The following is a 23,757-nucleotide window of genomic DNA, read 5'->3' on the forward strand; positions in this document are numbered from 1 at the left end:
GCGACCAGGCTGGCCGGCGCTCACTCCCCCGCGTACGCCTTCTCCAGAGCGGCGAGGTCGAGCTTGTGCATCTTCAGCATCGCCGCCGTGGCGCGGCCGGCCTTCCGCTGGTCGGGGTCGCTGATCATGTCGATCAGGCGGGTCGGCACGACCTGCCAGGAGAGGCCGAACCTGTCCTTCACCCAGCCGCAGGGGCCCTGCTCGCCGCCGCCCTCGATGAGCGCGTTCGAGTAGAAGTCGACCTCGGTCTGGTCCGCGCAGTCGATCGTGAAGGAGATGGCCTCGGTGAACTTGAACTGCGGTCCGCCGTTCAGCCCGACGAACCTCTGGCCGTTGGCCACGAACTCGACCGTGACGACGGAACCGGCGGGGCCGGGTCCGGCCTCCGTGGCACGGACCGTCTTCCCCAGCTCGGAGTTCTTGAAGAGGGACACGTAGAAGTTCGCGGCCTCCTCGGCCTGGCCGTCGAACCACAGACACGTGGTGAAACCGTCGGTGCTCATGAGTACCTCCTGGAGCGGAGCGGGAACGCTGTCGTCTGTACCGACCGGTCCTCGGCGGAAAACTCATCGGTGGCGCGCCGGCTTTCCGGCCGCTCTTCATGCGCAGGACCGGTGTCCACCGCCGAACTAGCATGGGCCGTCATGATCTCCCCGTACGGCGACAGCGGTCAGCCGAGCAGCCGGCTCCGTCCCTTTCGTATCGACATTCCTCAGGCCGACCTCGACGATCTGCACGCGCGTCTGGACCTCACGCGCTGGCCGGACGAGCTGCCGGGGGTGGGCTGGGCCCACGGGGTCCCGCGGGCCTACCTCAAGGAGCTCGCGGAGTACTGGCGGCACTCCTACGACTGGCGCGCGGCGGAGGCCCGGCTCAACGAGTGGCCGCAGTTCACGACGGTCGTCGACGGGGCCGACCTGCACTTCGCGCACATCCGCTCGCCCGAGCCCGACGCGACCCCGCTGATCGTCACGCACGGCTGGCCCGGCTCGATCGCGGAGTTCCTGGACGTCGTGGGCCCGTTGACCGACCCCCGTGCCCACGGCGGCGATCCCGCCGACGCCTTCCACGTGGTGGTGCCGAGCATCCCCGGGTTCGGCCTGTCGGGGCCCACGCGCGACACCGGCTGGGAGTACCGCCGTATCGCCGCCGCGTTCGCCGTACTGATGGACCGGCTCGGCTACCCGCGGTTCGGCGCGCAGGGCGGCGACTGGGGCGCGGCGATCTCCCGCGAGCTGGGCCGCACCCGCCCGGAGCGGGTGATCGGCGTCCATCTGAACCTGCTGCCCGGCGCCCACGCCACCTCCGAACCGACCGCGGAGGAACTGGCGGCGCTGCACCCCCGGGAACGCGAACGCGCCCTCGCCTCCTGGCGGCGCCACCAGGAGTGGACGCGCGAACAGCAGGGTTACGCCGACCTCCAGTCGACCCGGCCGCAGACCCTCGCCTACGCGCTCACGGACTCACCCGTCGGCCAACTCGCCTGGATCGTCGAGAAGTTCAAGGAGTGGACGGACTCGGACTCGTATCCCGAGGACGCGGTCGACCGGGACCAGCTGCTCACGAACGTGATGCTGTACTGGCTGACGGGCACGGCGGGTTCGTCCGCGCGGGTCTACTACGAGCGCGCGCACGCCGACGGCGGGAACGCGCTCGCGCAGCCGTCGACCGCACCGACCGCGCTCGCCGTCTTCCCCCGGGACAACTTCATTCCGCTGCGGCACCACGCGGACCGTACGAACGTCATCGTGCGCTGGACGGAGTTCGACCGGGGCGGCCACTTCGCCGCGATGGAGCAGCCGGACCTGCTCGTCGGGGACGTGCGGGCGTTCTTCCGCCAGGTGCGGGGCGACGGCACCGGCGCCGGCGCGAGCTGACGGGGGCCGGGCGGAGGCGCCGCCGCCGGCTGTGAACGGCTTCGGAATTCCCGTACAACCCTTCGGCCCCATGCGACGTCAAACAGGGCGCCGGACAAGGAACGGGCCCTTTCCGGACACCCCCGCGCTGCCCAGCCGTTCTTCCTGACAGGAGCCGACTCATGCGCAAGAACCGTTCCACAGCACTCGCCGCGGCATCATTTCTTCTGCTGGCGGGACTGGGCATCGCATCCGCGCCCTCCGCGTACGCGGGCACTCCCGGCAGTACGGGGGCCGCCGACCGCAACAGCGACTTCAACGGCGACGGCTACGAGGACGTGCTGGTGGGCGCCCCCGGCGCGACCGTCAGCGGCAAGAAGGGCGCGGGGCTCGTGACCGTGCAGTACGGCTCGTCGCGGGGCATCGGGACGACCGGTGCCGCCCTCTTCAGCCAGTCCACCGCGGGCGTCGCGGGAGCGGCGGAGACGGGCGACGGCTTCGGCAAGGCGGTCGGCACCGGTGACTTGGACGGCGACGGGTACGACGACGCGATCGTCGGCATCCCCGGCGAGGACCTCGGTACGGTCGCGGACGCGGGCGGTGTCGCGATCCTGTGGGGCTCGAAGGCGGGCCTGACCGGGGCGGACAGCGACTGGCTGGAGACGCAGGAACCCGTCACGGACGAGCAGTTCGGTGCGGGCCTGGCCGCGGGGCACTTCACGGACGAGACGCCGGCCGACCTGCTGGCCGTCATGGACCACAACGGCCTGGAGCTGTTCGCCTACGACTCCGCCGCGCCCGGTTCGCTGGAGCGGCGCTCGACCGCGCCGCTCTCCGCCCGGGCGCAGCAGCGGAACATCCTGCCCAAGTCCCTGACCACGGGCGACTACGACAAGAACGGGTACGCGGATCTCGTCGTGTCGGGCGTGACGGCCGGCGACGAACCGGGGCACGGCTGGTCGACGTACCTCTCCGGGCAGGCGGACGGGCTGACGTACGAGCGGGATGTGCGCGGCGGCCCGGTCACCGCGTCCGGTGACATCGACAACGACGGCTACGACGACCTGGTGACCGGCGAGCCGAACTCCCCCGACGACGGCGGCGAGACCATGACCGGCGGTCTGGTGGGCGTGCGCTACGGCGGCGAGAACGGGCCCTCGGACGAGGTCCAGTGGTGGACGCAGGACTCCCCCGGCGTTCCCGGCACGGCCGAGCGGGGCGACGGCTGGGGCACGGACCTGTCCGTCGCGGACACGGACGGGGACGGGTACGCGGACGTGGCGATCGGCGCCGCGGGCGAGGACATCGGCACGGTCGCCGACGCCGGCGCGGTGTGGGTGCTGCGCGGAACGTCCGCCGGTCTGACCGCGACGGGCGCCAAGTCGTGGGACCAGGACTCGGCGGACGTGTCCGGTGTGCCCGAGAAGGGCGACAAGTGGGGCGGCCAGGTCCGGCTCACCGACCCCAACGCGGACGGCCGCTTCGGACTGCTGGCCTCGGCGCCGGGCGAGAACGCGGGCGACGGCTTCGTCTGGGTGCTGTCGGCCGGGGCGGGCGGCATCACGGCCGCGGGGTCGTGGACGTACGGGGCCGGCACCCTCGGCGCGCCCTCCCTGGGCGCCGCGTTCGGCGCCGCGATCGACGAGTAGGCCGCGGCAGGCTGCTCACAGTCCCGGGGAGGTCGCGGCCGACTCCGGGACGCCGTGACTCGCGGCCGACTCCGTCGTCGTACCGGACGCGTCGTCGGGCGCCGGCTCGGAGGAGTCCGGCGCCGGCGGTTCGGACGACGGCGACCCGGACTTCTCGGAGGGCGACGACGGCGTGTCCGTGGAGGCGGAGGTCGAGGGGCACGGGCTCGTCGATCCGCCCGGGGGCACGGTGGCGCCGTCCCCCGCGGACACGCAGGGCGACGGGGAGGCGGACGAGGGCGGCTGGGAACTCACGGACGGGGACGGCTGGTTCGCCGGAGGATCCGTCTTCCTGTCCTTGCCGCCGGTGTCGCCCTTGTGCCGCGTGAACCAGTCGCCGCTGTCCGGGTCGAAGATCACGAAGATGTTGACGACCTGGGTCGCGGGCGAGACGACCACGACGTCGGAGGGCCGGTACGACGGCCAGGAGTCACCGGTCCTCCTGGGTGTGGTCCTCAGCGCGACCGGCGGCAGCAGCGGGTTCCCGCAGGCGCAGCGCACCCGGGGAACTCCGCGGTCGTCGACGAGGACCGCCGTGCCGGCCTGAAGGACCGCCTGATAGCCGGTGGCCTTGCCGTCGCGGTAGCCATGGTTGGTGACACGGGTGTCCATCCGCAGCTGTACGGGGGTGAGCGAGCGCAGATACGCGGGCACCGCGGAGGTCTTGAGGTCCAGCACCGAGGCGAACGCCTGCTTCTTGTCCGGGGACCGGTCCAGCGCCGAGATCTGTTTCTCGACGTCGCAGCTGGCCACGTCCTGGGTTCCGCCGTAGAGGCCGGGCGCCGCACCGTCCACGCCCCGCGTCACGTTCGCGGATCCCGAGGTGTCCGAGGGCGAGGGCGTCACGGGTGCGGCGGAGCCGTCTCGGGCCGTCGACCCGGTGAACGGATCGGGTCCCGCCTTGCCCGCCGCCTGGAGGAAGACCTCGCCGTCCGAACCCGTGGCGGTGGTCGTGCCGTCGGGCCGGGTGAGCACCACGGCCAGGACCACGGCGACGACGACCGCGGCGGCGAGGAGGGCGACCCGCGGCACCGACTTCCACCAGGGCCGTCCGGGCCCCTTGCCCGCACCCGAACCGGACGGTCCGGAAGGGCTGGAGGGTCCGGAAGGGCCGGAAGGACCGGAGGGGCCGTCGCCCGACCCGCCCCCTCCGCCGGCTCCCGCACCGGCTCCGGACCCCTCGCCCGGTCCGCCGATGGACGAGCCCGTGGGGCCGCTTCCGTCCGGAGGGGGTACAGGGTGCGGCCGGGTCGGCCCCGACAGGGGGCCGGAGGGCGGCCCGGTGGGGCGGCCTGAGGACGGCGGTTCGACGCTCACGAGCTCCTCTTCCCGGCGCGGCGATGCGGGATCGCGGACTGCTGGACCGCGGGACCGCACCACACTTCGCGTGGCTTTGGCGCCTTTCGTCACATATTGAGCCCATTGTGTGCTCCGGTCCCGTGCCACCCGCAAGCCGACGCGGTCGGCCCACCCGGCAGGCGCACCGCCGCAGGCCTGCCTAGCGTGACAGCGTGAGCCTCTCTGCAGCCCCTGACCAGGCGGTCTCCCGGCACGGCTGGGTCCAGGCCCTGGCGACGGTCCTCACCGGTCTGCTCGCCATGCTCGTGGTCGCCGCCCTCGGACTGTGGGCGGCGGGAGCCGCCGACCTGCCCGACGGGGCGTTCCCGCGCGTGGTCGCCGCGACGGTGGTGACGGCGGTCGGCGGCTCGGTGAAGTTCGCCGGGAACGCCGGAGCGGTCGCCGAGACCCGGGCGGGCCTGACGGTGCTCCCGCTCTCGGTGACGCTGACCGGAGCCCTGGTCGTCGCCGCCGGTTTCCTGCGGCCGCTGCGCCACCGGGCCGTCGCGGGGCTGCCCGAACTGGCGGGCTGGGCCGGCCGCATCGCGGTCCTGTGGCTGCTCGCCCTGACCGCGCTCGCGCTGTCGGCACGCCGGACCTTCGCGGTCTCCCTCGGTGACGGCGCGCTCTCCGACCTCGGCGATCTGTTCGGCGCCTCGTCACCGCGGGTCGGGTTCGAGACCGATGTGCCGGTGACGCTGCCCTTCGGCCTCCTGTGGCTGGCCGGTGTCCTCGTCCTCGCGCTGCTCGTCTCCCCCAGGGCGCCGCTCCCGCCCCGGCTGCTGCGCTTCCAGGAGTCGGTACGGCCGGCCGCGTACGCCATGGTCGTGCTGCTGCTCGCGTACGTGGTCCTGGGGGTGGTCGTCGCGCTGGTGGTGGCGGTGAGCCGGGGGCATGCCGCCCAGACCCTCGCCGTGGTCCTCCTGGGGCTGCCGAACCTCGTCTGGCCCGTCTTCACGATCGGGCTGGGCGCGACCTGGGACGGCAGGGTGGAGGGGCCGTTCGGGCTGCCGATGCCGCAGGTGCTGGACCGTGTGCTGCGTACGCCGGACCTCTCGACGCTGAATCTGCGCACGCTGTCGGAGCAGGACGGCAGGGTGTGGTGGCTGGTGGCGGTCGACGCGGTGCTCCTGCTGGCCGTCGCCTTTCTGATGGCCTCACGCTCGCCTGCCCGGATGCGGGCCTGGCGGCACGGCCTGCACCTGGCCGTCGCCCTCGCGCTCACGGTGCTCGCCGTCTGCCTGCTCGGCCGGATCGACGCGCATTACGGGCTGTCGCTGTTCGGCATCGGGGACCTCGGCGGCGGCCTGTCCGGCGAGCTCTTCCTGCGGCCGCGGCTGTGGGGCGCGCTCGGTCTCGCCCTGCTCTGGGGCCTGGTCACCGGCTTCCTGGGCGCGCTGCTCGCCTCCCGTACACGGCATCACGGCGAGTTGGAGCATCCGAAGGACTGAGGACCGCGGGCCGTACTACCGTACGCATCCATGATCGAGCCGGAGTTCCTCCACACCACCCGAACGGCCTACGACACCTGGGCCGCCCGCTATGCCGAGCTCTTCGCCGACGGGCTGGAGGACTTCCCGCTGGACCGGGCGATGCTCGGGGCGTTCGCCGCCTTCGTGCACGCGGACGGCGGCGGTCCGGTGGCCGACCTCGGCTGCGGCCCGGGGCACGTGACCTCGCTGCTGGACTCGCTCGGCCTGGACGTGTCCGGGATCGACCTGTCCGCGGAGATGATCGCCATCGCCCGTGCGGCCCGGCCCGACCTGCGGTTCGAGGTGGGCTCGATGACCGCGCTGGATCTCCCGGACGGCACGCTGGCCGGTGCGATGGCCCGCTACTCGATCATCCACACCCCGCCGGAGCAACTGCCCACGGTATGCGCGGAGTTCCACCGCGTACTGGCGCCGGGCGGTCACCTGCTGCTCGCGTTCCAGGCCCACGACGACCCGTCGGCGCTCGCGGAGTCCTTCGACCACAAGGTCGCCCTCGCCTACCGCTGGTCCCCCGACCACATGGCCGCCCTGCTGACGGAGGCAGGCTTCAAGGAGAAGGCCCGCCTGGTCAGGGCCCCCATGGAGGACGAACGCCAGTTCCCCCAGGCCCACTTGCTGCTCACCAGAACCTGACAGCCCCGAAGGGGCGCGGGGAACTGCGCGACGAGCCGCTGCCCAGGACCGCCGCACCCCTGGAGTCCGCGCCCACCGTCGCCCCCTGAGGGGCGCGGGGAACTGCGCGACAAGCCCCCACCGGCCCGCACCCGACGTACATCCCTACAGGCCCCCGACCTCCGGGAACACACACCGAGCCCACGCCGGAGGCAAACGCGGAGCCCAACCCCGCTCAGGCTCCCCCGCGACAACCGCCCGCAACGCCGCCACAAACGCGAGACACGACCCGTACCGGTCGTCGGGACTCTTGGCGAGAGCCTTCGCCAGGACGCCGTCGACACCACCGGCGAGTTCGGGCCGCTCCCCGGACACCGCCGGCGGCACGTCGTACTGGTGCGCCCACAACAGCGCCATGTCGTCGTCGCGTCGGAACGGCGGCCCGCCCGCCAAGGTCTCGTACACCACGCAGGCGAGGCTGTAGACGTCGCAGCGGCCGTCGACCGGACGCCCGGAGATCTGCTCGGGCGCCACGTAGTCGAGCGTGCCGACGAACTGGCCGACGGTCGTGAAGCCGGTCAGGGACAGCGACTTCTTCGTCAGCCCGAAGTCGGTGAGGTAGACGTGCTCGGGGTGGTCGCCGTCGGTACCCGGCGCGACCAGGATGTTGCCGGGTTTGACGTCCCGGTGCACCAGCCCGTGGTCGTGGGCGGCGTCGAGCGCGGATGCCACCTGCGCGGCGATACGGGTGGCTGTCGTGATGGCCAACGGCCCTTCCTGGTCGAGGAGATGACGCAGGTCGCGGCCCGCCACGTACCGCATGGCGATGTAGAGGACACCGTCCGTCTCCCCCGCCTCGAAGACCGGCACGATGTGGGGGTGGTCGATCGCGGCGGCCACCCGTGACTCGTAGGTGAAGCGTTTGCGGAACGTGTCGTTGCGGGCGAGTTCCGGGGCGAGCAGTTTCAGGGCGACGGTGCGGTCCAGGCGCAGGTCCTTGGCACGGTAGACGACGGCCATACCGCCCCGACCGACCTCGCGCTCGATCCGATACCCCGCGATCCGCTCGCCGACCAGTTCGGAGGGCCGCCCGGTGTGGGGACCGGTGTCGTACGCCATCACCCGTCGCCGTCCCCGGTGCCGTCACCGTCGCCCATGACGAGGCGGGTCGGGGCATGCCGCACGCCCTCCTGTCCCTCGGCGGGCTCCGGGCCCGCGCTCCGGACGACCTGTGTGGGCGCATGGCCGCCCACCGCGGGCGGCTCGGGACCCGTCGCCGGGGTGGACGCGGCGTCGGGCGGGCCGGGACCGGGTTCGGCGGGTGCGGGCTCCGGGCCCGCCGGTGCCGTGGACGGCGGCTGTGCCGTCGCGTACGTGCTGGCGCGTGTGCCGTCGCAGTACACCCACCGCTCGTGCTCGGCCTCGTACAGCCAGACGGCCTCTCCCTCCACGACGATCCCGGCCCGCAGCCCTGTCGTCAGGTCGTGGAACGTCTCCAGGTCGAGGCGGTCGGCCGCCAGCTCCTCGACGTGCTGCCGGTAGCGGCGCAGCGTCTCCTCGGCGCGGGCCAGCAGCGGACGCGGATCGGCGGTGCGGGTGAGCGGCTGTCCGGCGGCGGGCGGGTCCTGCGGTACGGCGACCAGCAGCCGGCCGTCGACCCACGCGGACCAGCCGTTGGCGCACAGGACGTGACCCCAGTCGCCGCGCCGCTCGACGAGCCGTACCGGCAGGAGGGCGTCGAGGGGCACGGTGGGCCGGACCGGGTCGGGGGCGTCCCACGCGGCCATGCCGTCCCGTGGCACCACATGCGTGGGGCGGAATCCGGGAGTTGTCGTCATCGCGTGCGGCTCCCCTTTCCTACTTCCGCATGACCGCGGGTTCGTGCCGCCTGAGGAGCCGGGCCACGAGGTAGCCGAAGACGGCCGAGAGGACGACGAGCATGCCCATGTTGAGCAGCCACACCCCGGCCGAGTGCCGGAACAGCGGGTCGGCCGTCAGTTCACCGGGGACGAGCCGGGCCAGTCCGACGGTGCCCGCCATGGCGCCGAGCGCCCAGCGCGACGGCACCAGCCATGACAGCTGTTCGATACCGGGGACGCCGTCGAGTCTGAGCAGCGCGCCGCAGAACACGACCTGCACGATGGCGAGGAGCACGAGCAGCGGCATCGTGACCTCCTCTTTCCGTACCAGCGCGGAGACGAGGAGCCCGAGCATCATCGCGGTGAAGGCGAGCAGGGCCACGGCGACCGTGATCTCGACGAGGGGCGGCAGGAGGACACCCTCGCCGCCGGGCGCGTTCAGGTCGACGCCGAACAGGGCCACCAGGGTCAGGACGACGGCCTGGAGCACGGTGACCGTGCCGAGGACGACGACCTTGGACATCAGGTACGCCGATCTGGACAGGCCGACGGCTCTTTCCCGCTGGTAGATCACCCGTTCCTTGACCAGTTCGCGCACGGCGTTGGCCGCCCCCGTCAGGACTCCGCCGACGCAGAGGATGAGCAGCGCGTTCATCGCGGTCTCCTGCGTGAGCCTGCTGCCCGCGAGGGCCCGGGCCATCGCTCCCATCACGAAGGGCAGGGCGATCATGATGGCGAGGAAGGTGCGGTCGGCGCCGAGAGCCGCCGCGTACCGGCGTACGAGGGTGCCGAGCTGCGCGCCCCAGCTCTGCGCCTTGGGCGGGCGTACGACCGCGCCGGACGTTGGTGCGGCCTGCGGCAGCCGTGGCTGGGCGGTGGCGTCGACGAGGTAGCGGCGGTACTGGGCCGACGCGCGGTAGTCCCCGGCCCAGTCCCTCTCCTTGTCCCGTTCGAAGGCCTCGAACGCCTCCGGCCACTGTTCGTAGCCGAAGAAGGCGAGCGTCTCGTCGGGCGGCCCGTAGTAGGCGACCTTCCCGCCGGGCGCGAGGACGAGCAGCCGGTCGCAGACGTCGAGGCTGAGGACGCTGTGGGTGACGACCACGACGGTCCGCCCGTCGTCGGCCAGTCCGCGCAGCATGTGCATCACGGAGCGGTCCATGCCGGGGTCGAGGCCGGAGGTCGGTTCGTCGAGGAAGAGCAGGGACGGCTTGGTGAGCAGTTCGAGGGCCACGCTGACGCGTTTGCGCTGGCCGCCGGAGAGGCTGTGGATGGGCTGCCGGGCACGCTGTTCGAGACCGAGCTCGCGGATCACCTCCTCGACGCGGGCCTCGCGCTCGGCCTTCGCGGTGTCCTGGGGGAAGCGCAGCTCGGCGGCGTAGGCGAGGGCGCGCCGCACGGTGAGCTGGGCGTGCAGGATGTCCTCCTGCGGTACGAGGCCGATGCGCCGCCGCAACTCGGCGTAGTCGCGGTAGAGGTCGCGGCCGTCGTACAGGACGGTGCCCCGGTCGGCGGGGCGCAGTCCGGTCAGGGCGTTGAGGAGCGTGGACTTGCCCGCGCCGCTGGGCCCGACGACGGCCAGCAGGCACTTCTCGCCGACGGGGAAGGAGACCCCGTCGAGGAGCGTCCTGCGGCCCCGGTCGACGGCGACGACGAGATCCTGGACGTCGAGCGAGACCTCACCGGTGTCGACGTACTCCTGCAACTGGTCGCCGACCAGGCAGAACGCCGAGTGTCCGATGCCGACGATGTCGCCCGCGTCGATACGGGCACGGGTGACGGGCTGCCCGTTGAGGAACGTGCCGTTGTGGCTGCCGAGGTCGACGATCTCGTACGTGCCGTCCGGCAGCGCGCGCAGCTCGGCGTGGCGCCGGGAGACGCCGAGGTCGTCGACGACGAGGTCGTTGTCACCGCCGCGGCCGATCCGGACGGTCCGCGAGGGCAGCGGCCGCACGGTCGTGGGCTGCCGGAAGGTGCCGGTCGCGGCGGGCACGGAGATGGCCGAGGGCCGCTCGGGGGCGGGCCGGGGCCGGTCGGCGAGCACGGCGCGCGGACCGTCGGCGGGGGCGCCGAAGCGCAGGACGCTGCCGGCTCCGACGTCCCACTCGTGGACGCGGCGGCCGTCGGCGTACGTGCCGTTCGTGCTGTTCTCGTCCTCCAGCGTCCAGTGGTCGGTGCCCGGCCGCAGGACCGCGTGGTGCCAGGAGACGCGGGCGTCCTCGATGACGATGTCGCAGAGCGGGTCCCGGCCGACGTGGTACGCGTGGTCCGGGGTCATCACCGTGGAGCCCGTCTCCGTTTCGAGGACGAGTTCGGGCACCGCCGAGCGCTCTCCCATGCCTGAATTCTAGCTATTCGTCCACATGTGCGCCTGCTGCGGGCGCGAGGGCCCGGCAGCGGGTAAGGGAGGCCGCTCAGGCGGCGGGGGCGGACAGGAAGGGCAGGGTCCGCTGCATCCGCAGGGCGTCGACGGACTCCGCGAGCAGTTCGTACTCGGTGGTCTCGTCGCTCGTGGCGATACGCACCAGATGCCCGGCGGCCAGCTCCTCCGCGGTCAGCTCCTGCTGCGCGTCGTCGCCGCACCACGCGCGCAGCAGACCGGGCACATCGGGGGTCGTGCCCGCGACGGGCGCCATCGAGTTCGGCGGGAAGTAGGGGGCGTCGGGATCGGGGTCCAGGCGCTCGGCGATCCAGGACGCGCGGTCCCGTAACCACCACATGGCCAGGGCCAGGGTGGGCGCCCGGTAGGTGCCGAGCGGTACGCCGACCCACATTCCGCCACAGACTCCGTACGCGGTGACGTGGCACAGGAATTCATCGTGCACGATCACTCCCCCATCGCATCCGCTCGCCGCCTGTCGGCCTCTCTTTCCCGCGGCTCGTTCCGGTGCACCGTGGCGCTGTTCCGAGGAGTGATGTGCAGGGCGAGTCGCCCTAGCCTTTGAGTATCGCCACTCCTGACACAGTGTCACCACGGCTTTCCGGCCAGTCTCTTGGCATATTCACGGCAGTGTTTGGCCGAAACGGGTCGGACCGCCTCCGTCCGTACGGAATCCGCGCACGTCGGCCCATTACCCGCGAGGTAATCGACGGCCCCGGCGGCGCCCGGCATGGTTGCGGTACCGCACCCCGAAGACCTCGATGGAGGCTGATTCCTCATGTCCGTGAACATGTCCGCGCACCAGAACCGGTACGAGACCGCCGTCGCCCGCTACTTCGAAGCGTGGAACGCCGACGGAGCCGAGGCCCTGGCGAAGGCGGTGGCCGCAGCGTGGGCCGTGGACGGCGGATACACCGACCCGCTCGCCGATGTGCGCGGGCACGACGCGATCGCGGCGGTGATCGCCGGGGCTCACGAGCAGTTCCCCGGCTTCGTCTTCCGCCCGGCCGGCCCGGTGGACGGCCACCACGACATCGCCCGCTTCGGCTGGGAACTGGTGAACCCCACGGACGGCTCGGCCCCGGTGGCCGGCTCAGACGTCATCACCCTGACCGAGGACGCCCGAATCCGCACGGTATCCGGCTTCCTGGACCGGGTCCCGGCGGCGGACTGACACGATCCGTCAGCCACCCGAAAAGGGTCGCGGGGAACGGCGCGACCAGCCCCCACGCACCCGCAGCCAACCCACAAGACCAGCCCCCCCAAGGGGCGCGGGGAACTGCGCGACGAGCCCCCACCGGCCCGCAGCCGACCCTCGGGCCCAGCCCCACAAAGGGGCGCGGGGAACTGCGCGGCCAGCCCCCACCGGCCCGCAGCCAAACCCCGACGCCCCCACCCCGAAGCGGAGCGTTACCGCTGAACGAGCGAGTCGATCCGATCGAGCTCGTCCTGCGAGAACTCCAGATTCCCCGTGGCGGCCACACTGTCCTCCAACTGCTGCGGACTGCTCGCACCGATGAGCGCGGAAGTGACCCGCCCACCCCGCAGCACCCACGCCAGCGCCATCTGCGCGAGGGACTGCCCGCGGGACTTGGCGATGTCGTTCAGCGCGCGCAGATCGGCGACCAGCTCCTCGGTCAGCTTGTCCGCGCTCAGGAAGGGGCTGTCGCTCGCGGCCCGCGACCCCTCGGGGATCCCGTCGAGGTAGCGGCCCGTGAGCAGGCCCTGCTCCAGCGGCGAGTAGGCGATGGACCCGATCCGCAGCTCGTCGAGCGCGTCCAGGAGTCCCTCCTCCTCGGGGCGCCGGTCGAGGATCGAGTAGCGGGGCTGGTGGATGAGGAGCGGGGTGCCCAGCTCGCCCAGGATGCGGGCGGCCTCCCGGGTCTGCTCCGGCGAGTAGTTCGAGACACCGACGTACAGCGCCTTGCCCTGCTGGACGGCCGAGTGCAGGGCGCCCATCGTCTCCTCAAGGGGAGTCTCGGGGTCGGGGCGGTGCGAGTAGAAGATGTCGACGTAGTCGAGGCCCATGCGGTTCAGGCTCTGGTCGAGCGAGGACAGCAGGTACTTGCGCGAGCCCCATTCCCCGTACGGGCCCGGCCACATCAGGTAGCCGGCCTTGGAGGAGATGACCAGCTCGTCGCGGTAGGGACCGAAGTCCGCCTTCAGGGCCTCGCCGAGGGCGGACTCGGCGGCGCCGGGCGGCGGCCCGTAGTTGTTGGCCAGGTCGAAGTGGGTGACACCCAGGTCGAACGCTCGCCGCAGGATCGCGCGCTGGGTGTCCACCGGCCGGTCGGGGCCGAAGTTGTGCCACAGGCCCAGGGAGAGGGCGGGCAGCTTCAGGCCGCTGCGTCCGGTGCGCCGGTAAGGCATGTCCGCGTAGCGGTCGGTGTGTGCGGTGTACAACGCGTTCTCCAGAGGGGTCGGTACGGAGTGGACCACGGTCCACTCTCGCCTGCCCCACCGACAGTGGTCCAACAGGAGAATCGGATGGGATTCAGCGGATACGCTTCTCAATCATGGAATTGCGCCACCTTCAGCACTTCGTCGCGGTCGCCGAGGACCAGCACTTCACCCGGGCGGCCGAGCGCCTCATGGTGTCGCAGTCCGGCCTGTCCGCCTCCATCCGGGCCCTGGAGCGCGAGCTGCGCGCCCCGCTGTTCGTCCGCACCACCCGCCGGGTCACGCTCACCGAGGCCGGGCGGGCGCTGCTGACCGAGGCGGAGCGGATCCTGGCACAGGTCCGCGCGGCCCACGACGCGGTGGCCGCCGTGCAGGGCGTGCTGCGCGGCACGCTCTCGCTGGGCACCGAGCAGTGCATCGCGGGCGTGCACGTGGCCCCTTTGCTGGCCGAGTTCCGCAGGCGGCATCCGGACGTGGAGATCCGGCTGCGGCAGGCGGGCTCGGGCGCGCTCGCGGAGGACGTCGCCGCGGGCCGGCTGGACCTGGCGTTCGCGGTGACGACCCGCGCCGACACGGAGCAGTTGCGCAGCCTGCCGCTGACCCGTGAGCCGATGACCGTCGTCTGCCATCCCTCGCACCGGCTGGCGGGCGGCGGTCCCGTCACCCCGCACGAGCTGGGCGGCGAGGCCTTCGTCGACTTCCACCCCGACTGGGGGCCGCGCCGCACCACCGACGCGGCCTTCGCGGCGGCCCGGGTGCAGCGCACGGTCACCCTGGAGGTGAACGACGTGCACAGCCTGCTCGACCTCGTCGAGGAGGGCCTCGGCATCGCGGTCGTACCGCGCCACTTCGCGCACAAGCGGCCGGCCCTTCCGGCCCTCCCGCTCAAGGCCGACACCGAGACGCCGTACGAGACGGTCGCGATGCTGCCGCCGCCGGAAGCGACCAGCCCGGCGGCGAGGGCCTTCATGTCCCTGCTCGACACGGAGGTTCTGGCCGTCGAGACGGTCGACTCATCGGCCGGGATCAGCGGCTAGTTGGCCGAAAATGCCTCCTGCGCATCGAAGGTGACGAAGTTTCGAACACGGCTCGCGGACGGCAAAGCGCATGAAAATGCCGACCGCCGCATGTCAGCGTCGAGTTGACGGCAACTCAGTTCATCTACCACACAGTCGTTTCGAGGTAGCCATTTCCCGACGATGTGAAGTCGTTGGGGGGAACGGACCCCTGCCGGACCCGACAGCCAGGTCCGGTGACTAGCATGAGCGACGCGCTTGATCCGGAAGGCGGTCCACCGCCTTGCGTGGTCTCGACGATGTCTCACCTGTGGACGTACTCCTGCTCGCACGGACCGAGGGACCGCGGAATGCCAGTGCCTGCCAGCCCCCGTCAGCGCCGATCTGCGCAGAGGACGGGTTCCACTCCGGTCGTGTTCCCCGCGGTCCTGGTCATCACCGCCGCGGGCGCCGGAGCGGCCGTCGGCCTCGCCCCGGAGGGAGCCCGCCCCTGGGTGGCGGGCACGGCGATCGCCGCCTGGGGCTGCATAGCGGCCGTCGTCGCCCTCGCCTCCGCCCGGCTGCGCAAGGCCCACCGCCAGACACTGTCGCGCACCGGCGAACTGGAGATGACCAAGAACAACTGGAGCCAGCACGGCGCCGAGACGGACCAGCTGGTCAACGTGACCCTGCCGGCGGTGGCCGAGCAGCTGAAGAACGGCGTGGGCGCCGACAAGGTGCTGGCCGGTCTGCCCACCCCCTCCGACCCGTATCTGCGCCGGATGCTCCACGTCTTCACCACCGAGGTCGCCCAGTCCGTACGGCGGACCGCCGACGCGCAGTCGGACCTCGACATGATGCGGCGCGAACTGGCCAACGGGACGCAGGAACTGGAGCGCCTGACCCACGACACCCTGCCCGCCGCGGTGTCCCTGCTGCGCGAGGGCAGTTCCGCCGACACCGTGCTCGCCAAGCTCGACTGGCCGACCAATCCGCTGCTGCGCTCCCCCGCGGAATCGTTCATCCGTGAACTGGCGTACAGCGAGCGCCGGTCCGCCGCCGCCCAGGCCGCCTCCGCGAAGGCGCTCAGCCGGGTCCAGGCCAAGACCGTCGGCATGCTCGCCGACCTCCGGGACATGCAGGACCGCCACGGCGGGGAGATCTTCGGCGATCTGCTGCGACTGGACCACAGCACCTCCCAGCTGGGCCTCATGACCGACCGGCTCGCCCTGCTGATGGGCGGTCGGTCCAGCCGTGTGTGGAACAAGCCGATCGTCATGGAGAGCATCCTGCGCGGCTCCGTCGGCCGGATCGCCGCGTACCGGCGGGTGCGGCTGCACAACTCCAGCAAGGCCTCCATCGCGGGCTTCGCCGCCGAGGGCGTGATGCACCTGCTGGCCGAACTCATGGACAACGCCGCCAACTTCTCGCCGCCGATCGACGAGGTCCACGTGTACGTGGAGGAGCGCAGCGCCGGTCTCGTCATCACCATCGAGGACAGCGGACTGAAGATGTCCGACGCCTCGATGCGCCGGGCCGAGGAGTCGGTGTCGGGCCAGGTCACCGACCTCGCCTCGCTCCAGGGCACCCGCTTGGGCCTGAGCGTGGTGGGACGGCTCGCCGCCAAGCACGGCATCAGCGTCAACTACCGCCCCTCCTCGCGCGGCGGCACCGGTGTCGTCGTCCTGCTGCCGCCCCAGCTGGTGGCCCAGCAGCGCGAACCGGTCGGTCCCGAACGTCCGCGCCCCGGCGCCGACCTCCCGGCCGCCGCACCGGCCGCGCCCCCGGCGCCCGCGCCGGCCCCCGCGGCCGAGGAATCGTTTCCGGTACGCACGCCGCAGGCGCCCGCGCCCGTGGAAGAGGCGCCCCCGGTGGACATCCCCCGCCGGCGCGGCGAGGCCACCGCGGGCGGACTGCCCGTCCGCGCTCCCGGCCGCACCATGGCCGAGGCGGAACGAGGCCGCACGAAGAACGCTCCCGAGCCGGCCAGGGCGGAGCCCGACGTGAACGCTCCGGCGCGCGACGCCGGAAGCCGGTTCGGCGCCTTCCACCGCGGCCGGCACGCCGCCGGGACCACCGACTCCTCGCCCGCCTCCCCCGCCGCTCCCGGCGAGGAGACCGGACCCGGGACCGGGCCCGAGGCGGCCGGATAGGTCCCCTCCGCACTTCGCACAGCTCCGCAAGCCCACCCCGCACTGATTCGCCGCACCCCGTTGGATTGGAGGAACGGGCCGGGTGACCGCCGACTGGTCATCACCCGCCCCGCCCATCATGGAGACCACTGACAACAGCCTCACCTGGCTCTTGATGAACCTCTTGGAGCGCACGCCGGGCACCCGCCACGCACTCGTCCTGTCCCGGGACGGTCTGAAGCTGTGCTGGACGGAACACCTGACCCTCGACCAGGCCGACCAGCTGTCGGCGATCTGCTCCGGCATCCAGGCTCTCGCCCAGGGCGCGTCCGTGGAGTTCGGCGACGGAACCGGCGGTGTCCGGCACTCCATGACCGAGTTCCACGGCGGCCTCCTGTTCATCGTCGAGGCCGGCCAGGGCGCGCACCTCGCGCTCGTCGCCGAGGAGAGCGCCGACCCGGGCGTCGTCGGCCATCAGATGACCGAGCTGGTGGAGCAGATCGGTGACCATCTGCGGGCCGAACCCCGTACGCCCGTCACCACCAGGGGTGCCTCGGCGTGAGCCGCAAACCCGTGGACATCGGCGACCCGGACCGGCTCTACACGGTCACGGGCGGACGCAGCGAAGCCGATGACGCCTTCGACCTGGTCACGCTGATCGTCAGCGAGTGCGAGCCGACCGCCGGCATGCAGTCCGAGCACGTCCGGATCCTTGAGCTGTGCCGGCATCCCACGGCGCTGGTCGAGGTCTCGGCCGAGCTCAAGCTGCCCATCACCGTCGTACGGATCCTCCTCGGCGACCTCCATGCCATGGGCAAGGTGAGCGCCCGTCACCCCCGCGCGGCCGACTCCGTCGCGACCCTCCCCGAAACCGCACTGCTGCAGGAGGTGCTCCATGGGCTCCGCAACCTCTGAGCTGCCCGCCCAGCGCACGCCGCTGGCCGATGCCGCCGAGACCGGACTGAAGATCGTCGTGGTGGGCGGTTTCGGCGCCGGGAAGACCACCCTGGTCCGCTCGGTCAGCGAGATACGGCCGCTGAACACCGAAGAGGTGATGACGCAGGCGGGGCAGGGCGTCGACGAGACGGCGGGCGTGGAGCGCAAGACCACGACCACCGTCGCCTTCGACTTCGGGCGCATCAGCCTCAACCAGCGGATGGTGCTCTATCTGTTCGGCGCACCGGGCCAGGAGCGCTTCTGGTTCCTGTGGGACCGGCTGTTCTCCGGCACGCTGGGCGCGATCGTCCTCGTCGACACCCGGCGCATGGAGGACTCCTGGTACGCGATAGACCGGCTCGAACACCACAAGACGCCGTTCGTGGTGGCCGTCAACCGCTTCGACGACGACGAACAGCGGTTCTCGCTCGACGAGATCCGGCAGGCGCTCGCGCTGGGCGACCATGTGCCCATGGTCGACTGCGACGCCCGGGTCAGGTCGTCGGGCAAGGAAGTCCTGATCACTCTCGTGGACCATCTGTACGCACTGGCCCTGTCCCAGGAAGGGACGTCGTGAGCGACACCACCGGCTCCTCTTCGTCGAAGACCCCTCCACCGGGCTGCCCCGCGCACGGTTCCGCCGTGCAGCTGGGCGGCCTTGAGTACCAGCAGACGCCCTCGCAGCTGTACCGCACCATGCGCAGGGACCACGGAGCGGTGGCTCCGGTCTTCCTCGACGGTGACATCCCGGCCTGGCTCGTCCTCGGATACCCCGAGGTCAGCTATGTGACCAGCCATGACGAGCTGTTCGCGCGGGACTCCCGGCGCTGGAACCAGTGGCCGAACATTCCCGCGGACTGGCCCCTGATGCCGTTCGTCGGCTACCAGCCGTCCGTGCTGTTCACCGAGGGCCCGGAGCACCAGCGCCGGGCCGGTGTCATCACGCAGGCGCTGGAGGGGGTCGACCAGTTCGAACTGGCCCGTGAGTGCCAGTCGATCGCCGAGTCGCTGATCGCCTCCTTCGGCGGCAGCGGGCAGACCGAGCTGATGAGCACGTACGCGCACGCCCTGCCGGCCCGCGCGGTGCTGTGGATGTGCGGTATGCCGCAGGGCAGCGCGGACACCGAGCAGCTCGTCGACGATCTGCGGATCTCCCTCGACGCCGGTGAGGGCGACGACCCGGTGGCGGCGTACATGCGCGTCGGGGAACGCATCATGCAGCTCGTGAAGGAGAAGCGGGACCGGCCGGGGCCCGATGTCACCTCCCGGATGCTGCAGGACCCGGCGGGGCTCAGCGACGAGGAGATCGTGCAGGACCTGATCTCCGTCATCGCCGCCGCCCAGCAGCCGACCGCCAACTGGATCTGCAACACCCTGCGGCTGCTGCTGACCGACGAGCGGTTCGCGGTCAACGTCTCCGGCGGGCGGGTCAGCGTCGGCGACGCGCTGAACGAGGTGCTGTGGCTGGACACGCCGACCCAGAACTTCATCGGCCGCTGGGCCGTGCGCGACACCCAGCTCGGCGGGCGGCTCATCCGTGAGGGCGACTGCCTCGTCCTCGGTCTCGCGGCGGCCAACACGGACCCGCAGATCTGGCCCGAGTCGCATGTCGGCGCGGAGAACTCCTCACACCTGTCGTTCAGCAACGGCGAGCACCGCTGCCCGTATCCGGCGCCGCTCCTCGCGGACGTGATGGCCCGTACGGCGGTGGAGACCCTGCTGGAGCGACTGCCCGACCTGGTGCTGGGGGTCGATCCCGCGGAGCTGACGTGGCGGCCGTCGATCTGGATGCGAGGGCTCAACTCGCTGCCGGTGCAGTTCACGCCGGCCGTGCATTAGCGCTCCGCCGGGTTCAGCTGGATATCTGCGGGTGTGTTGCATGCCTGCGGGTGTGTTGCACACCTGCGGGTGCGTTGGGGCTGAGCGCGCCCGCGGGGCGGAGCCGCACAATGTCACAGCCCCGCGCCCCTTCCGGGGCGCGCCCTGTCCTCCGCATGCCCTGTGTGGCACGCGGAGGACGTCGGTCGTCAGGCGCCGACCGGGGTGAACCGAACCGGCAGGGACTGCGGGCCCCGGGTGAAGACTCCCTGTTCCACGGGGTCGAAGCCGTCCGCGAGGCGCAGGTCCGGCATCGCGTCGAGCAGTTGGTTCATACCGATCTCGACCTCCGCCTTGGCGAGCAGCGCGCCGACGCAGAAGTGCCGGCCCAGCGCGAACGCGAGGTGGTCGGCCGCGGCCGAGAACGCCGACGTCGTGGTGAGGTCGTCCCGGAATATGTCGAACCGGTCGGGGTGGTCGTAGCGGCGCTCGTCGCGGTTGGCGGCTCCGATGAGGCACGTCACCGTGGCCCCCTGCGGGATGGTGCCACCGGACACCTCCACGTCGGTGGCCGACTGCCGCATGATCATGTGGACCGGAGGGGTGTAGCGCAGCGTCTCCGCGAAGGCCGCGGGGATCAGGCTGCGGTCCTCGTAGACCGCCGCCAACTGCTCGGGATTCATCAGCAGGTTGGCGAGAATGCTGGCGATCGCCTTGTCGGTGGTCTCCCCGCCGGCGGCGAGCAGCAGGCTGCAGAACGCCTTGATGTCCTCGTCGCTCATCCGGACGCCGTCGACCTCGGCGGCACAGAGCGTCGACAGCAGGTCGTCGCCCAGGTTGTCGCGCCGGTCGCGGATGATCGGGATCATGTACTCGGCGAACTCCCGGCGGGTGCGCTCACCGGCGGCGGTCACCTCGGCGTCACCGGAGAGGTTGCCGAGGAAGGCGATGACGGCCGTGTACCAGCCGTGGAAGCGGGCGTGGTCGGCCTTGTCCAGGCCCAGCATGTCCGCGATGACGTTGACCGGGAACCGGGTCGCGTAGTCGCTGACGATGTCGGCCGAGCCGGTCTCGCGGAAGGCGTCGATGAGCGCGAGCGAGTTGCGCTCGATGACCGGCAGGAACTTCTCCTGGAGGTCGCTGCCACGGAACGCGGGGGCGACGAGTGCGCGCCGCACCGCGTGCTCACGGCCGCTGAGCTGGAGGATCGTCTTGCCGTGGACCGGCTCCAGCTGCCAGTCGTAGTTGCCGGTCGTGAACTCGGACTTCTTGTCCTTGAAGACCCGTTCGACGTCGTCGTAGCGGGAAATGATGTAACTCTGGGTGGCCTCGTGCCAGATCAGGGGATTTTTCTCTCGCATCGCCGCGTACGCGGGGTAGGGATCCGCGGCGAACTCGGGAGAGAGGATGTCGGGCGCCTGCTGGGCAGTGGACACGGAACTCCTCGTGTTGGATGCGTGCCGTCGAGGAACAGGTTAATGATCTTTCGATGGCTCAAACAGTCCAGTCCTGGCCGAAGTTGAACGCCCCACCTATCTGTACAGCGGGCGCCTCAGGATCACGTCTTACGGCGGATTCATGCCCGGAATCCGAGAGTTTTGCACCGTTGTGCCGGAGTCCGGTGATCGTCCTGCCGCCGGGAGAGCGGTGGTTCACCCGGCGGCGAACCACCGCTCCGGGAGTCGGCGAAAAGTTCCGGCCACGACTCATTCGACACGTGTCAGCCTGCACCGGCCGGCGCGGGACCGTCGGCACGGGAGTCGGTGCGAGACCTGTCGGCGCGGGGCCGTCAGCGCGCTCCGAGGTCGTACCCCGGGAGGACCACGTCCCGGATCAGCGCGTTGCGCTCGTCGAACGGGATGAACGCGCTCTTGAGGGCGTTGACCGTGACCGTGCGCAGGTCGCCGAGGGTCCAGCCCGCCTCCTCGACGAGCAGGGACATCTCCCGGGTCATGGTCGTCCCGGATACGAGGCGGTTGTCGGTGTTGAGGGTGACGCGGAAGCCGAGGTCGCGCAGCCGCGTGATCGGGTGGTCCGCGATCGAGGTGGCCGCGCCGGTCTGGAGGTTGGAGGTGGGGCACATCTCCAGGGCGATCCGGCGGTCGCGTATCCACTCGGCGACGCGCCCGAGCTTGCCGTCCACGATGTCGTCGGTGATCCGGACGCCGTGGCCGATGCGCTGGGCGCCGCAGACCTGCAGCGCCTGGTGGATGCTGGGCAGGCCGTGGGCCTCACCGGCGTGGATGGTGAACGGGACGTTCTCGCCGCGCAGGTGCGCGAACGCGTCGAGGTGGTCGGCGGGCGGGAAGCCGTCCTCGGCGCCCGCGATGTCGAAGCCGACGACACCCGCGTCCCGGAAGGCCACGGTCAGGTCGGCGATCTCACGGCTGCGGTCGAACATCCGCATCCCGCACAGCAGCGTGCCGACCCGGACGGGCGTACCGGCGGCAGCCGCCTTCGCCATACCGGCGGCCAGGCCCTCCTGCACGGTCTCGACGACCTCGGGCAGGGTGAGCCCGCCGTTCAGCATCAGCTCCGGGGCGTAGCGGACCTCGCCGTAGACGACGCCGTCCGCGGCGAGGTCGAGCACGTACTCCTCCGCGGTGCGCAGCAGGCCCTCGCGGTTCTGCATGACGGCGAGGGTGTGCTCGAAGGTGGCGATGTAGCGGACGAGGTCGCCCGAGTTGGCCGCCTCGTAGTACCAGGCGGCGAGCGCGTCCGGGTCGGCGGTGGGCAGGGTGTGCCCGACCGCGCCGGCGAGTTCGACGAGTGTCGCGGGGCGAAGACCGCCGTCGAGGTGGTCGTGCAGGACGGCCTTGGGGAGCCGGCGGATGGTGTCCGTGTCGGGACGGAGGCCGTTGAGGGCGTCGGTGCGGGGCGCGGTCATGCGGTGTTTCCTCGGCAGGTTCTCTGGGGGCGGGGCGGGGTGGGGCCGGACTACTGGGCGGGCGTGTCGGGGGCGGCCGGCTGCAGCAGGTCCCACCGGTTCCCGTACAGGTCCTGGAAGACGGCGACCGAGCCGTACGTCTCGTGCCGCGGCTCCTCCAGGAAGGTGACGCCGGCGGCGGTCATCCGGGCGTGGTCGCGGGCGAAGTCGTCGGTGTGCAGGAAGAAGCCGACCCGGCCGCCGGTCTGGTCGCCGATCCGCTCGCGCTGCGCCTCGTCCTTGGCGCGGGCCAGCAGGAGTCCGGTGCCGCCTCCGGCGGTGTCCGGCTCCACGACGACCCAGCGGGACCCGTCGGGCCGCGGGGTGTCCTCGGCGAGCCGGAATCCGAGTGCCTCGGTGTAGAAGCGGATCGCGTCGTCGTAGTCGTCGACGACGAGGGTGACCAGGGCGACGCGTCGCATCGGGGGCCTCTCGGTAGGTCGCTGCAGCAGGGGGCCGGCAGCAGGGCGTGGTCGGTAGGGGCGAACGGCGGGGGTTATACGTAACACGCGAGGATACGCCATCGTCGGGGGGTCGCCTGCCCGCGCGGCATCTCCCTCCTGCATGCTGGAGGGAAGATCGAGTGACAGGAGTGACACACCATGTCCGAGACGCCCAGGTCGACCGGGGCACCCGCCCACCAGAACGTCACCTTCCCGAGCGGCGGCACCACCGCGCACGGTTACCTGGCACTGCCACCGGCCGGACGAGGGCCCGGCGTCATCGTCATCCAGGAGTGGTGGGGGCTGACCGACCACATCGCCGACGTCACCGAGCGGCTGGCGAAGGAGGGCTTCGTGGCCCTGGCCCCGGACCTCTACGGCGGCAATGTCGCCCATGACAGCTCCGAGGCGTACCGCATGATGCAGGAGCTGCCGGTGCCGCGCGGTGTCGAGCTGCTGTCCGGCGCCGTCGACCATCTGCTGGCCATGCCGGAGGTCACCTCCGAGACGGTCGGCTCGGTCGGCTTCTGCATGGGCGGCGGTTTCGTCCTCTACCAGGCGGCCACCGACCCCCGCGTCCGTGCCGCCGTCCCGTTCTACGGCGTCATCCAGGGCCAGGCCCCGGACTTCTCCGGCCTCAAGGCACAGATCCTCGGGCACTACGGCGAGCGGGACTCCGCCATCCCCGTGGACTCCCTCACCACGCTCGCCGGGACGATCCGCGAACAGTCCGGCATCACCCCGGACTTCCGCGTCTACCCGGCCGACCACGCCTTCTTCAACGACGGCCGCCCGGAGGTCCACGACCCCGAGGCGTCGGCGCAGGCCTGGCGGAGCACGGTCGAGTTCCTGCACGCGCAGCTGGGCTGACCGCCCGCCGCTGC

22 protein-coding genes are annotated in these 23,757 nt (G+C 71.6%); 12 read left to right on the plus strand and 10 right to left on the minus strand.

Features of this window, described 5'->3' with window-relative positions; all coding sequences use genetic code 11:
• Positions 1–20: 20 nt before the first annotated feature.
• The gene (locus tag ACFWGJ_RS23820) at positions 21–503 is read right to left on the minus strand and encodes a VOC family protein (RefSeq protein WP_387327867.1); all 483 of its coding nucleotides are present in this window, start codon (positions 501–503) and stop codon (positions 21–23) included.
• A gap of 141 nt (positions 504–644) precedes the next feature.
• Here ACFWGJ_RS23820 and ACFWGJ_RS23825 point away from each other — a divergent pair, with 141 nt between their 5' ends.
• Positions 645–1,877, plus strand: coding sequence for an epoxide hydrolase family protein (locus tag ACFWGJ_RS23825; protein WP_387327868.1), 1,233 nt, complete (start codon positions 645–647; stop codon positions 1,875–1,877).
• 161 nt (positions 1,878–2,038) lie between these two features.
• A complete protein-coding gene (locus ACFWGJ_RS23830; protein ID WP_387327871.1) occupies positions 2,039–3,505 on the plus strand; it encodes an esterase in 1,467 nt (488 codons plus the stop codon).
• A 15-nt stretch (positions 3,506–3,520) separates the two neighbouring features.
• On the opposite strand, the gene ACFWGJ_RS23835 is transcribed toward ACFWGJ_RS23830, so the two are convergent.
• Entirely contained in the window at positions 3,521–4,861 is a 1,341-nt protein-coding gene (locus ACFWGJ_RS23835) for a DUF6777 domain-containing protein (RefSeq protein WP_387327873.1), read from the minus strand.
• Between the two features lie 194 nt (positions 4,862–5,055).
• Here ACFWGJ_RS23835 and ACFWGJ_RS23840 point away from each other — a divergent pair, with 194 nt between their 5' ends.
• Together ACFWGJ_RS23840 and ACFWGJ_RS23845 are read left to right on the plus strand one after the other, a co-directional pair.
• Positions 5,056–6,333, plus strand: a complete 1,278-nt coding sequence (locus tag ACFWGJ_RS23840) for a streptophobe family protein (RefSeq protein ID WP_387327876.1) — start codon at positions 5,056–5,058, stop codon at positions 6,331–6,333.
• Positions 6,334–6,363: 30 nt separating this feature from the next.
• Entirely contained in the window at positions 6,364–7,008 is a 645-nt protein-coding gene (locus ACFWGJ_RS23845) for a class I SAM-dependent DNA methyltransferase (RefSeq protein ID WP_387327879.1), read from the plus strand.
• A gap of 144 nt (positions 7,009–7,152) precedes the next feature.
• On the opposite strand, the gene ACFWGJ_RS23850 is transcribed toward ACFWGJ_RS23845, so the two are convergent.
• From ACFWGJ_RS23850 to ACFWGJ_RS23865, 4 genes are all read right to left on the minus strand, one after another.
• Complete coding sequence (locus tag ACFWGJ_RS23850) at positions 7,153–8,106, minus strand: serine/threonine-protein kinase (protein ID WP_387327882.1); 954 nt, start codon at positions 8,104–8,106, stop codon at positions 7,153–7,155.
• Positions 8,106–8,825, minus strand: coding sequence for a hypothetical protein (locus tag ACFWGJ_RS23855; RefSeq protein ID WP_387327885.1), 720 nt, complete (start codon positions 8,823–8,825; stop codon positions 8,106–8,108). The genes ACFWGJ_RS23850 and ACFWGJ_RS23855 overlap by 1 nt, the downstream gene beginning before the upstream one ends.
• A gap of 19 nt (positions 8,826–8,844) precedes the next feature.
• Positions 8,845–11,181 (minus strand): FHA domain-containing protein, encoded by a 2,337-nt coding sequence (locus ACFWGJ_RS23860; RefSeq protein ID WP_387327887.1) that lies wholly within the window; start codon positions 11,179–11,181, stop codon positions 8,845–8,847.
• Positions 11,182–11,257: 76 nt separating this feature from the next.
• Complete coding sequence (locus tag ACFWGJ_RS23865; protein ID WP_387327890.1) at positions 11,258–11,668, minus strand: hypothetical protein; 411 nt, start codon at positions 11,666–11,668, stop codon at positions 11,258–11,260.
• A 345-nt stretch (positions 11,669–12,013) separates the two neighbouring features.
• Between ACFWGJ_RS23865 and ACFWGJ_RS23870 the strand changes: the two genes are divergently transcribed.
• The gene (locus ACFWGJ_RS23870; RefSeq protein WP_387327913.1) at positions 12,014–12,397 is read left to right on the plus strand and encodes a nuclear transport factor 2 family protein; all 384 of its coding nucleotides are present in this window, start codon (positions 12,014–12,016) and stop codon (positions 12,395–12,397) included.
• 236 nt (positions 12,398–12,633) lie between these two features.
• On the opposite strand, the gene mgrA is transcribed toward ACFWGJ_RS23870, so the two are convergent.
• Positions 12,634–13,626, minus strand: coding sequence for an L-glyceraldehyde 3-phosphate reductase (mgrA, locus tag ACFWGJ_RS23875; protein ID WP_210894359.1), 993 nt, complete (start codon positions 13,624–13,626; stop codon positions 12,634–12,636).
• 113 nt (positions 13,627–13,739) lie between these two features.
• Here mgrA and ACFWGJ_RS23880 point away from each other — a divergent pair, with 113 nt between their 5' ends.
• The 6 genes from ACFWGJ_RS23880 (at position 13,740) to ACFWGJ_RS23905 (ending at position 19,525) form a co-directional block, all read left to right on the plus strand.
• Positions 13,740–14,660 (plus strand): LysR family transcriptional regulator, encoded by a 921-nt coding sequence (locus ACFWGJ_RS23880; protein ID WP_387327892.1) that lies wholly within the window; start codon positions 13,740–13,742, stop codon positions 14,658–14,660.
• 329 nt (positions 14,661–14,989) lie between these two features.
• A complete protein-coding gene (locus ACFWGJ_RS23885; protein ID WP_387327894.1) occupies positions 14,990–16,771 on the plus strand; it encodes an ATP-binding protein in 1,782 nt (593 codons plus the stop codon).
• Positions 16,772–16,889: 118 nt separating this feature from the next.
• A complete protein-coding gene (locus ACFWGJ_RS23890; RefSeq protein WP_107019232.1) occupies positions 16,890–17,312 on the plus strand; it encodes a roadblock/LC7 domain-containing protein in 423 nt (140 codons plus the stop codon).
• Entirely contained in the window at positions 17,309–17,665 is a 357-nt protein-coding gene (locus ACFWGJ_RS23895) for a DUF742 domain-containing protein (protein ID WP_189776066.1), read from the plus strand. Before ACFWGJ_RS23890 ends, ACFWGJ_RS23895 begins: the two co-directional genes overlap by 4 nt.
• Positions 17,646–18,263 (plus strand): ATP/GTP-binding protein, encoded by a 618-nt coding sequence (locus ACFWGJ_RS23900; RefSeq protein ID WP_107019020.1) that lies wholly within the window; start codon positions 17,646–17,648, stop codon positions 18,261–18,263. Before ACFWGJ_RS23895 ends, ACFWGJ_RS23900 begins: the two co-directional genes overlap by 20 nt.
• A complete protein-coding gene (locus ACFWGJ_RS23905) occupies positions 18,260–19,525 on the plus strand; it encodes a cytochrome P450 (protein ID WP_387327898.1) in 1,266 nt (421 codons plus the stop codon). Before ACFWGJ_RS23900 ends, ACFWGJ_RS23905 begins: the two co-directional genes overlap by 4 nt.
• Before the next feature lie 188 nt (positions 19,526–19,713).
• Here ACFWGJ_RS23905 and ACFWGJ_RS23910 read toward each other — a convergent pair whose 3' ends face one another.
• The 3 genes from ACFWGJ_RS23910 to ACFWGJ_RS23920 all read right to left on the minus strand — a co-directional run bounded on the left by ACFWGJ_RS23910 (position 19,714) and on the right by ACFWGJ_RS23920 (position 22,852).
• Positions 19,714–20,940, minus strand: coding sequence for a cytochrome P450 (locus ACFWGJ_RS23910; protein WP_387327902.1), 1,227 nt, complete (start codon positions 20,938–20,940; stop codon positions 19,714–19,716).
• A 353-nt stretch (positions 20,941–21,293) separates the two neighbouring features.
• Positions 21,294–22,391, minus strand: a complete 1,098-nt coding sequence (locus ACFWGJ_RS23915; protein ID WP_387327905.1) for an adenosine deaminase — start codon at positions 22,389–22,391, stop codon at positions 21,294–21,296.
• 50 nt (positions 22,392–22,441) lie between these two features.
• Positions 22,442–22,852 carry a VOC family protein gene (locus tag ACFWGJ_RS23920; RefSeq protein WP_387327908.1) on the minus strand — a complete coding sequence of 137 codons (411 nt, stop codon included), beginning with the start codon at positions 22,850–22,852 and terminating at the stop codon, positions 22,442–22,444.
• 180 nt (positions 22,853–23,032) lie between these two features.
• Here ACFWGJ_RS23920 and ACFWGJ_RS23925 point away from each other — a divergent pair, with 180 nt between their 5' ends.
• On the plus strand, positions 23,033–23,743 hold the full coding sequence (locus tag ACFWGJ_RS23925; RefSeq protein WP_387327911.1) for a dienelactone hydrolase family protein: 711 nt from the start codon (positions 23,033–23,035) through the stop codon (positions 23,741–23,743).
• Positions 23,744–23,757: the final 14 nt, after the last annotated feature.

This window comes from Streptomyces sp. NPDC060205, from assembly GCF_042728395.1.
In the GTDB taxonomy this organism is placed as follows: domain Bacteria; phylum Actinomycetota; class Actinomycetes; order Streptomycetales; family Streptomycetaceae; genus Streptomyces.

What these genes read in the sequence shown, in the direction of transcription:
- ACFWGJ_RS23925 (WP_387327911.1), top strand. Translation starts at nt 23,033, where the DNA reads ATGTCCGAGACGCCCAGGTCGACCGGGGCACCCGCCCACCAGAACGTC.
- ACFWGJ_RS23820 (WP_387327867.1), bottom strand. Translation starts at nt 503, where the DNA reads ATGAGCACCGACGGTTTCACCACGTGTCTGTGGTTCGACGGCCAGGCC.
- ACFWGJ_RS23845 (WP_387327879.1), top strand. Translation starts at nt 6,364, where the DNA reads ATGATCGAGCCGGAGTTCCTCCACACCACCCGAACGGCCTACGACACC.
- ACFWGJ_RS23890 (WP_107019232.1), top strand. Translation starts at nt 16,890, where the DNA reads ATGGAGACCACTGACAACAGCCTCACCTGGCTCTTGATGAACCTCTTG.
- ACFWGJ_RS23920 (WP_387327908.1), bottom strand. Translation starts at nt 22,852, where the DNA reads ATGCGACGCGTCGCCCTGGTCACCCTCGTCGTCGACGACTACGACGAC.
- ACFWGJ_RS23850 (WP_387327882.1), bottom strand. Translation starts at nt 8,106, where the DNA reads ATGGCGTACGACACCGGTCCCCACACCGGGCGGCCCTCCGAACTGGTC.
- ACFWGJ_RS23900 (WP_107019020.1), top strand. Translation starts at nt 17,646, where the DNA reads ATGGGCTCCGCAACCTCTGAGCTGCCCGCCCAGCGCACGCCGCTGGCC.
- ACFWGJ_RS23825 (WP_387327868.1), top strand. Translation starts at nt 645, where the DNA reads ATGATCTCCCCGTACGGCGACAGCGGTCAGCCGAGCAGCCGGCTCCGT.
- ACFWGJ_RS23860 (WP_387327887.1), bottom strand. Translation starts at nt 11,181, where the DNA reads ATGGGAGAGCGCTCGGCGGTGCCCGAACTCGTCCTCGAAACGGAGACG.
- ACFWGJ_RS23830 (WP_387327871.1), top strand. Translation starts at nt 2,039, where the DNA reads ATGCGCAAGAACCGTTCCACAGCACTCGCCGCGGCATCATTTCTTCTG.
- ACFWGJ_RS23915 (WP_387327905.1), bottom strand. Translation starts at nt 22,391, where the DNA reads ATGACCGCGCCCCGCACCGACGCCCTCAACGGCCTCCGTCCCGACACG.
- ACFWGJ_RS23885 (WP_387327894.1), top strand. Translation starts at nt 14,990, where the DNA reads ATGCCAGTGCCTGCCAGCCCCCGTCAGCGCCGATCTGCGCAGAGGACG.
- ACFWGJ_RS23870 (WP_387327913.1), top strand. Translation starts at nt 12,014, where the DNA reads ATGTCCGCGCACCAGAACCGGTACGAGACCGCCGTCGCCCGCTACTTC.
- ACFWGJ_RS23880 (WP_387327892.1), top strand. Translation starts at nt 13,740, where the DNA reads ATGGAATTGCGCCACCTTCAGCACTTCGTCGCGGTCGCCGAGGACCAG.
- ACFWGJ_RS23855 (WP_387327885.1), bottom strand. Translation starts at nt 8,825, where the DNA reads ATGACGACAACTCCCGGATTCCGCCCCACGCATGTGGTGCCACGGGAC.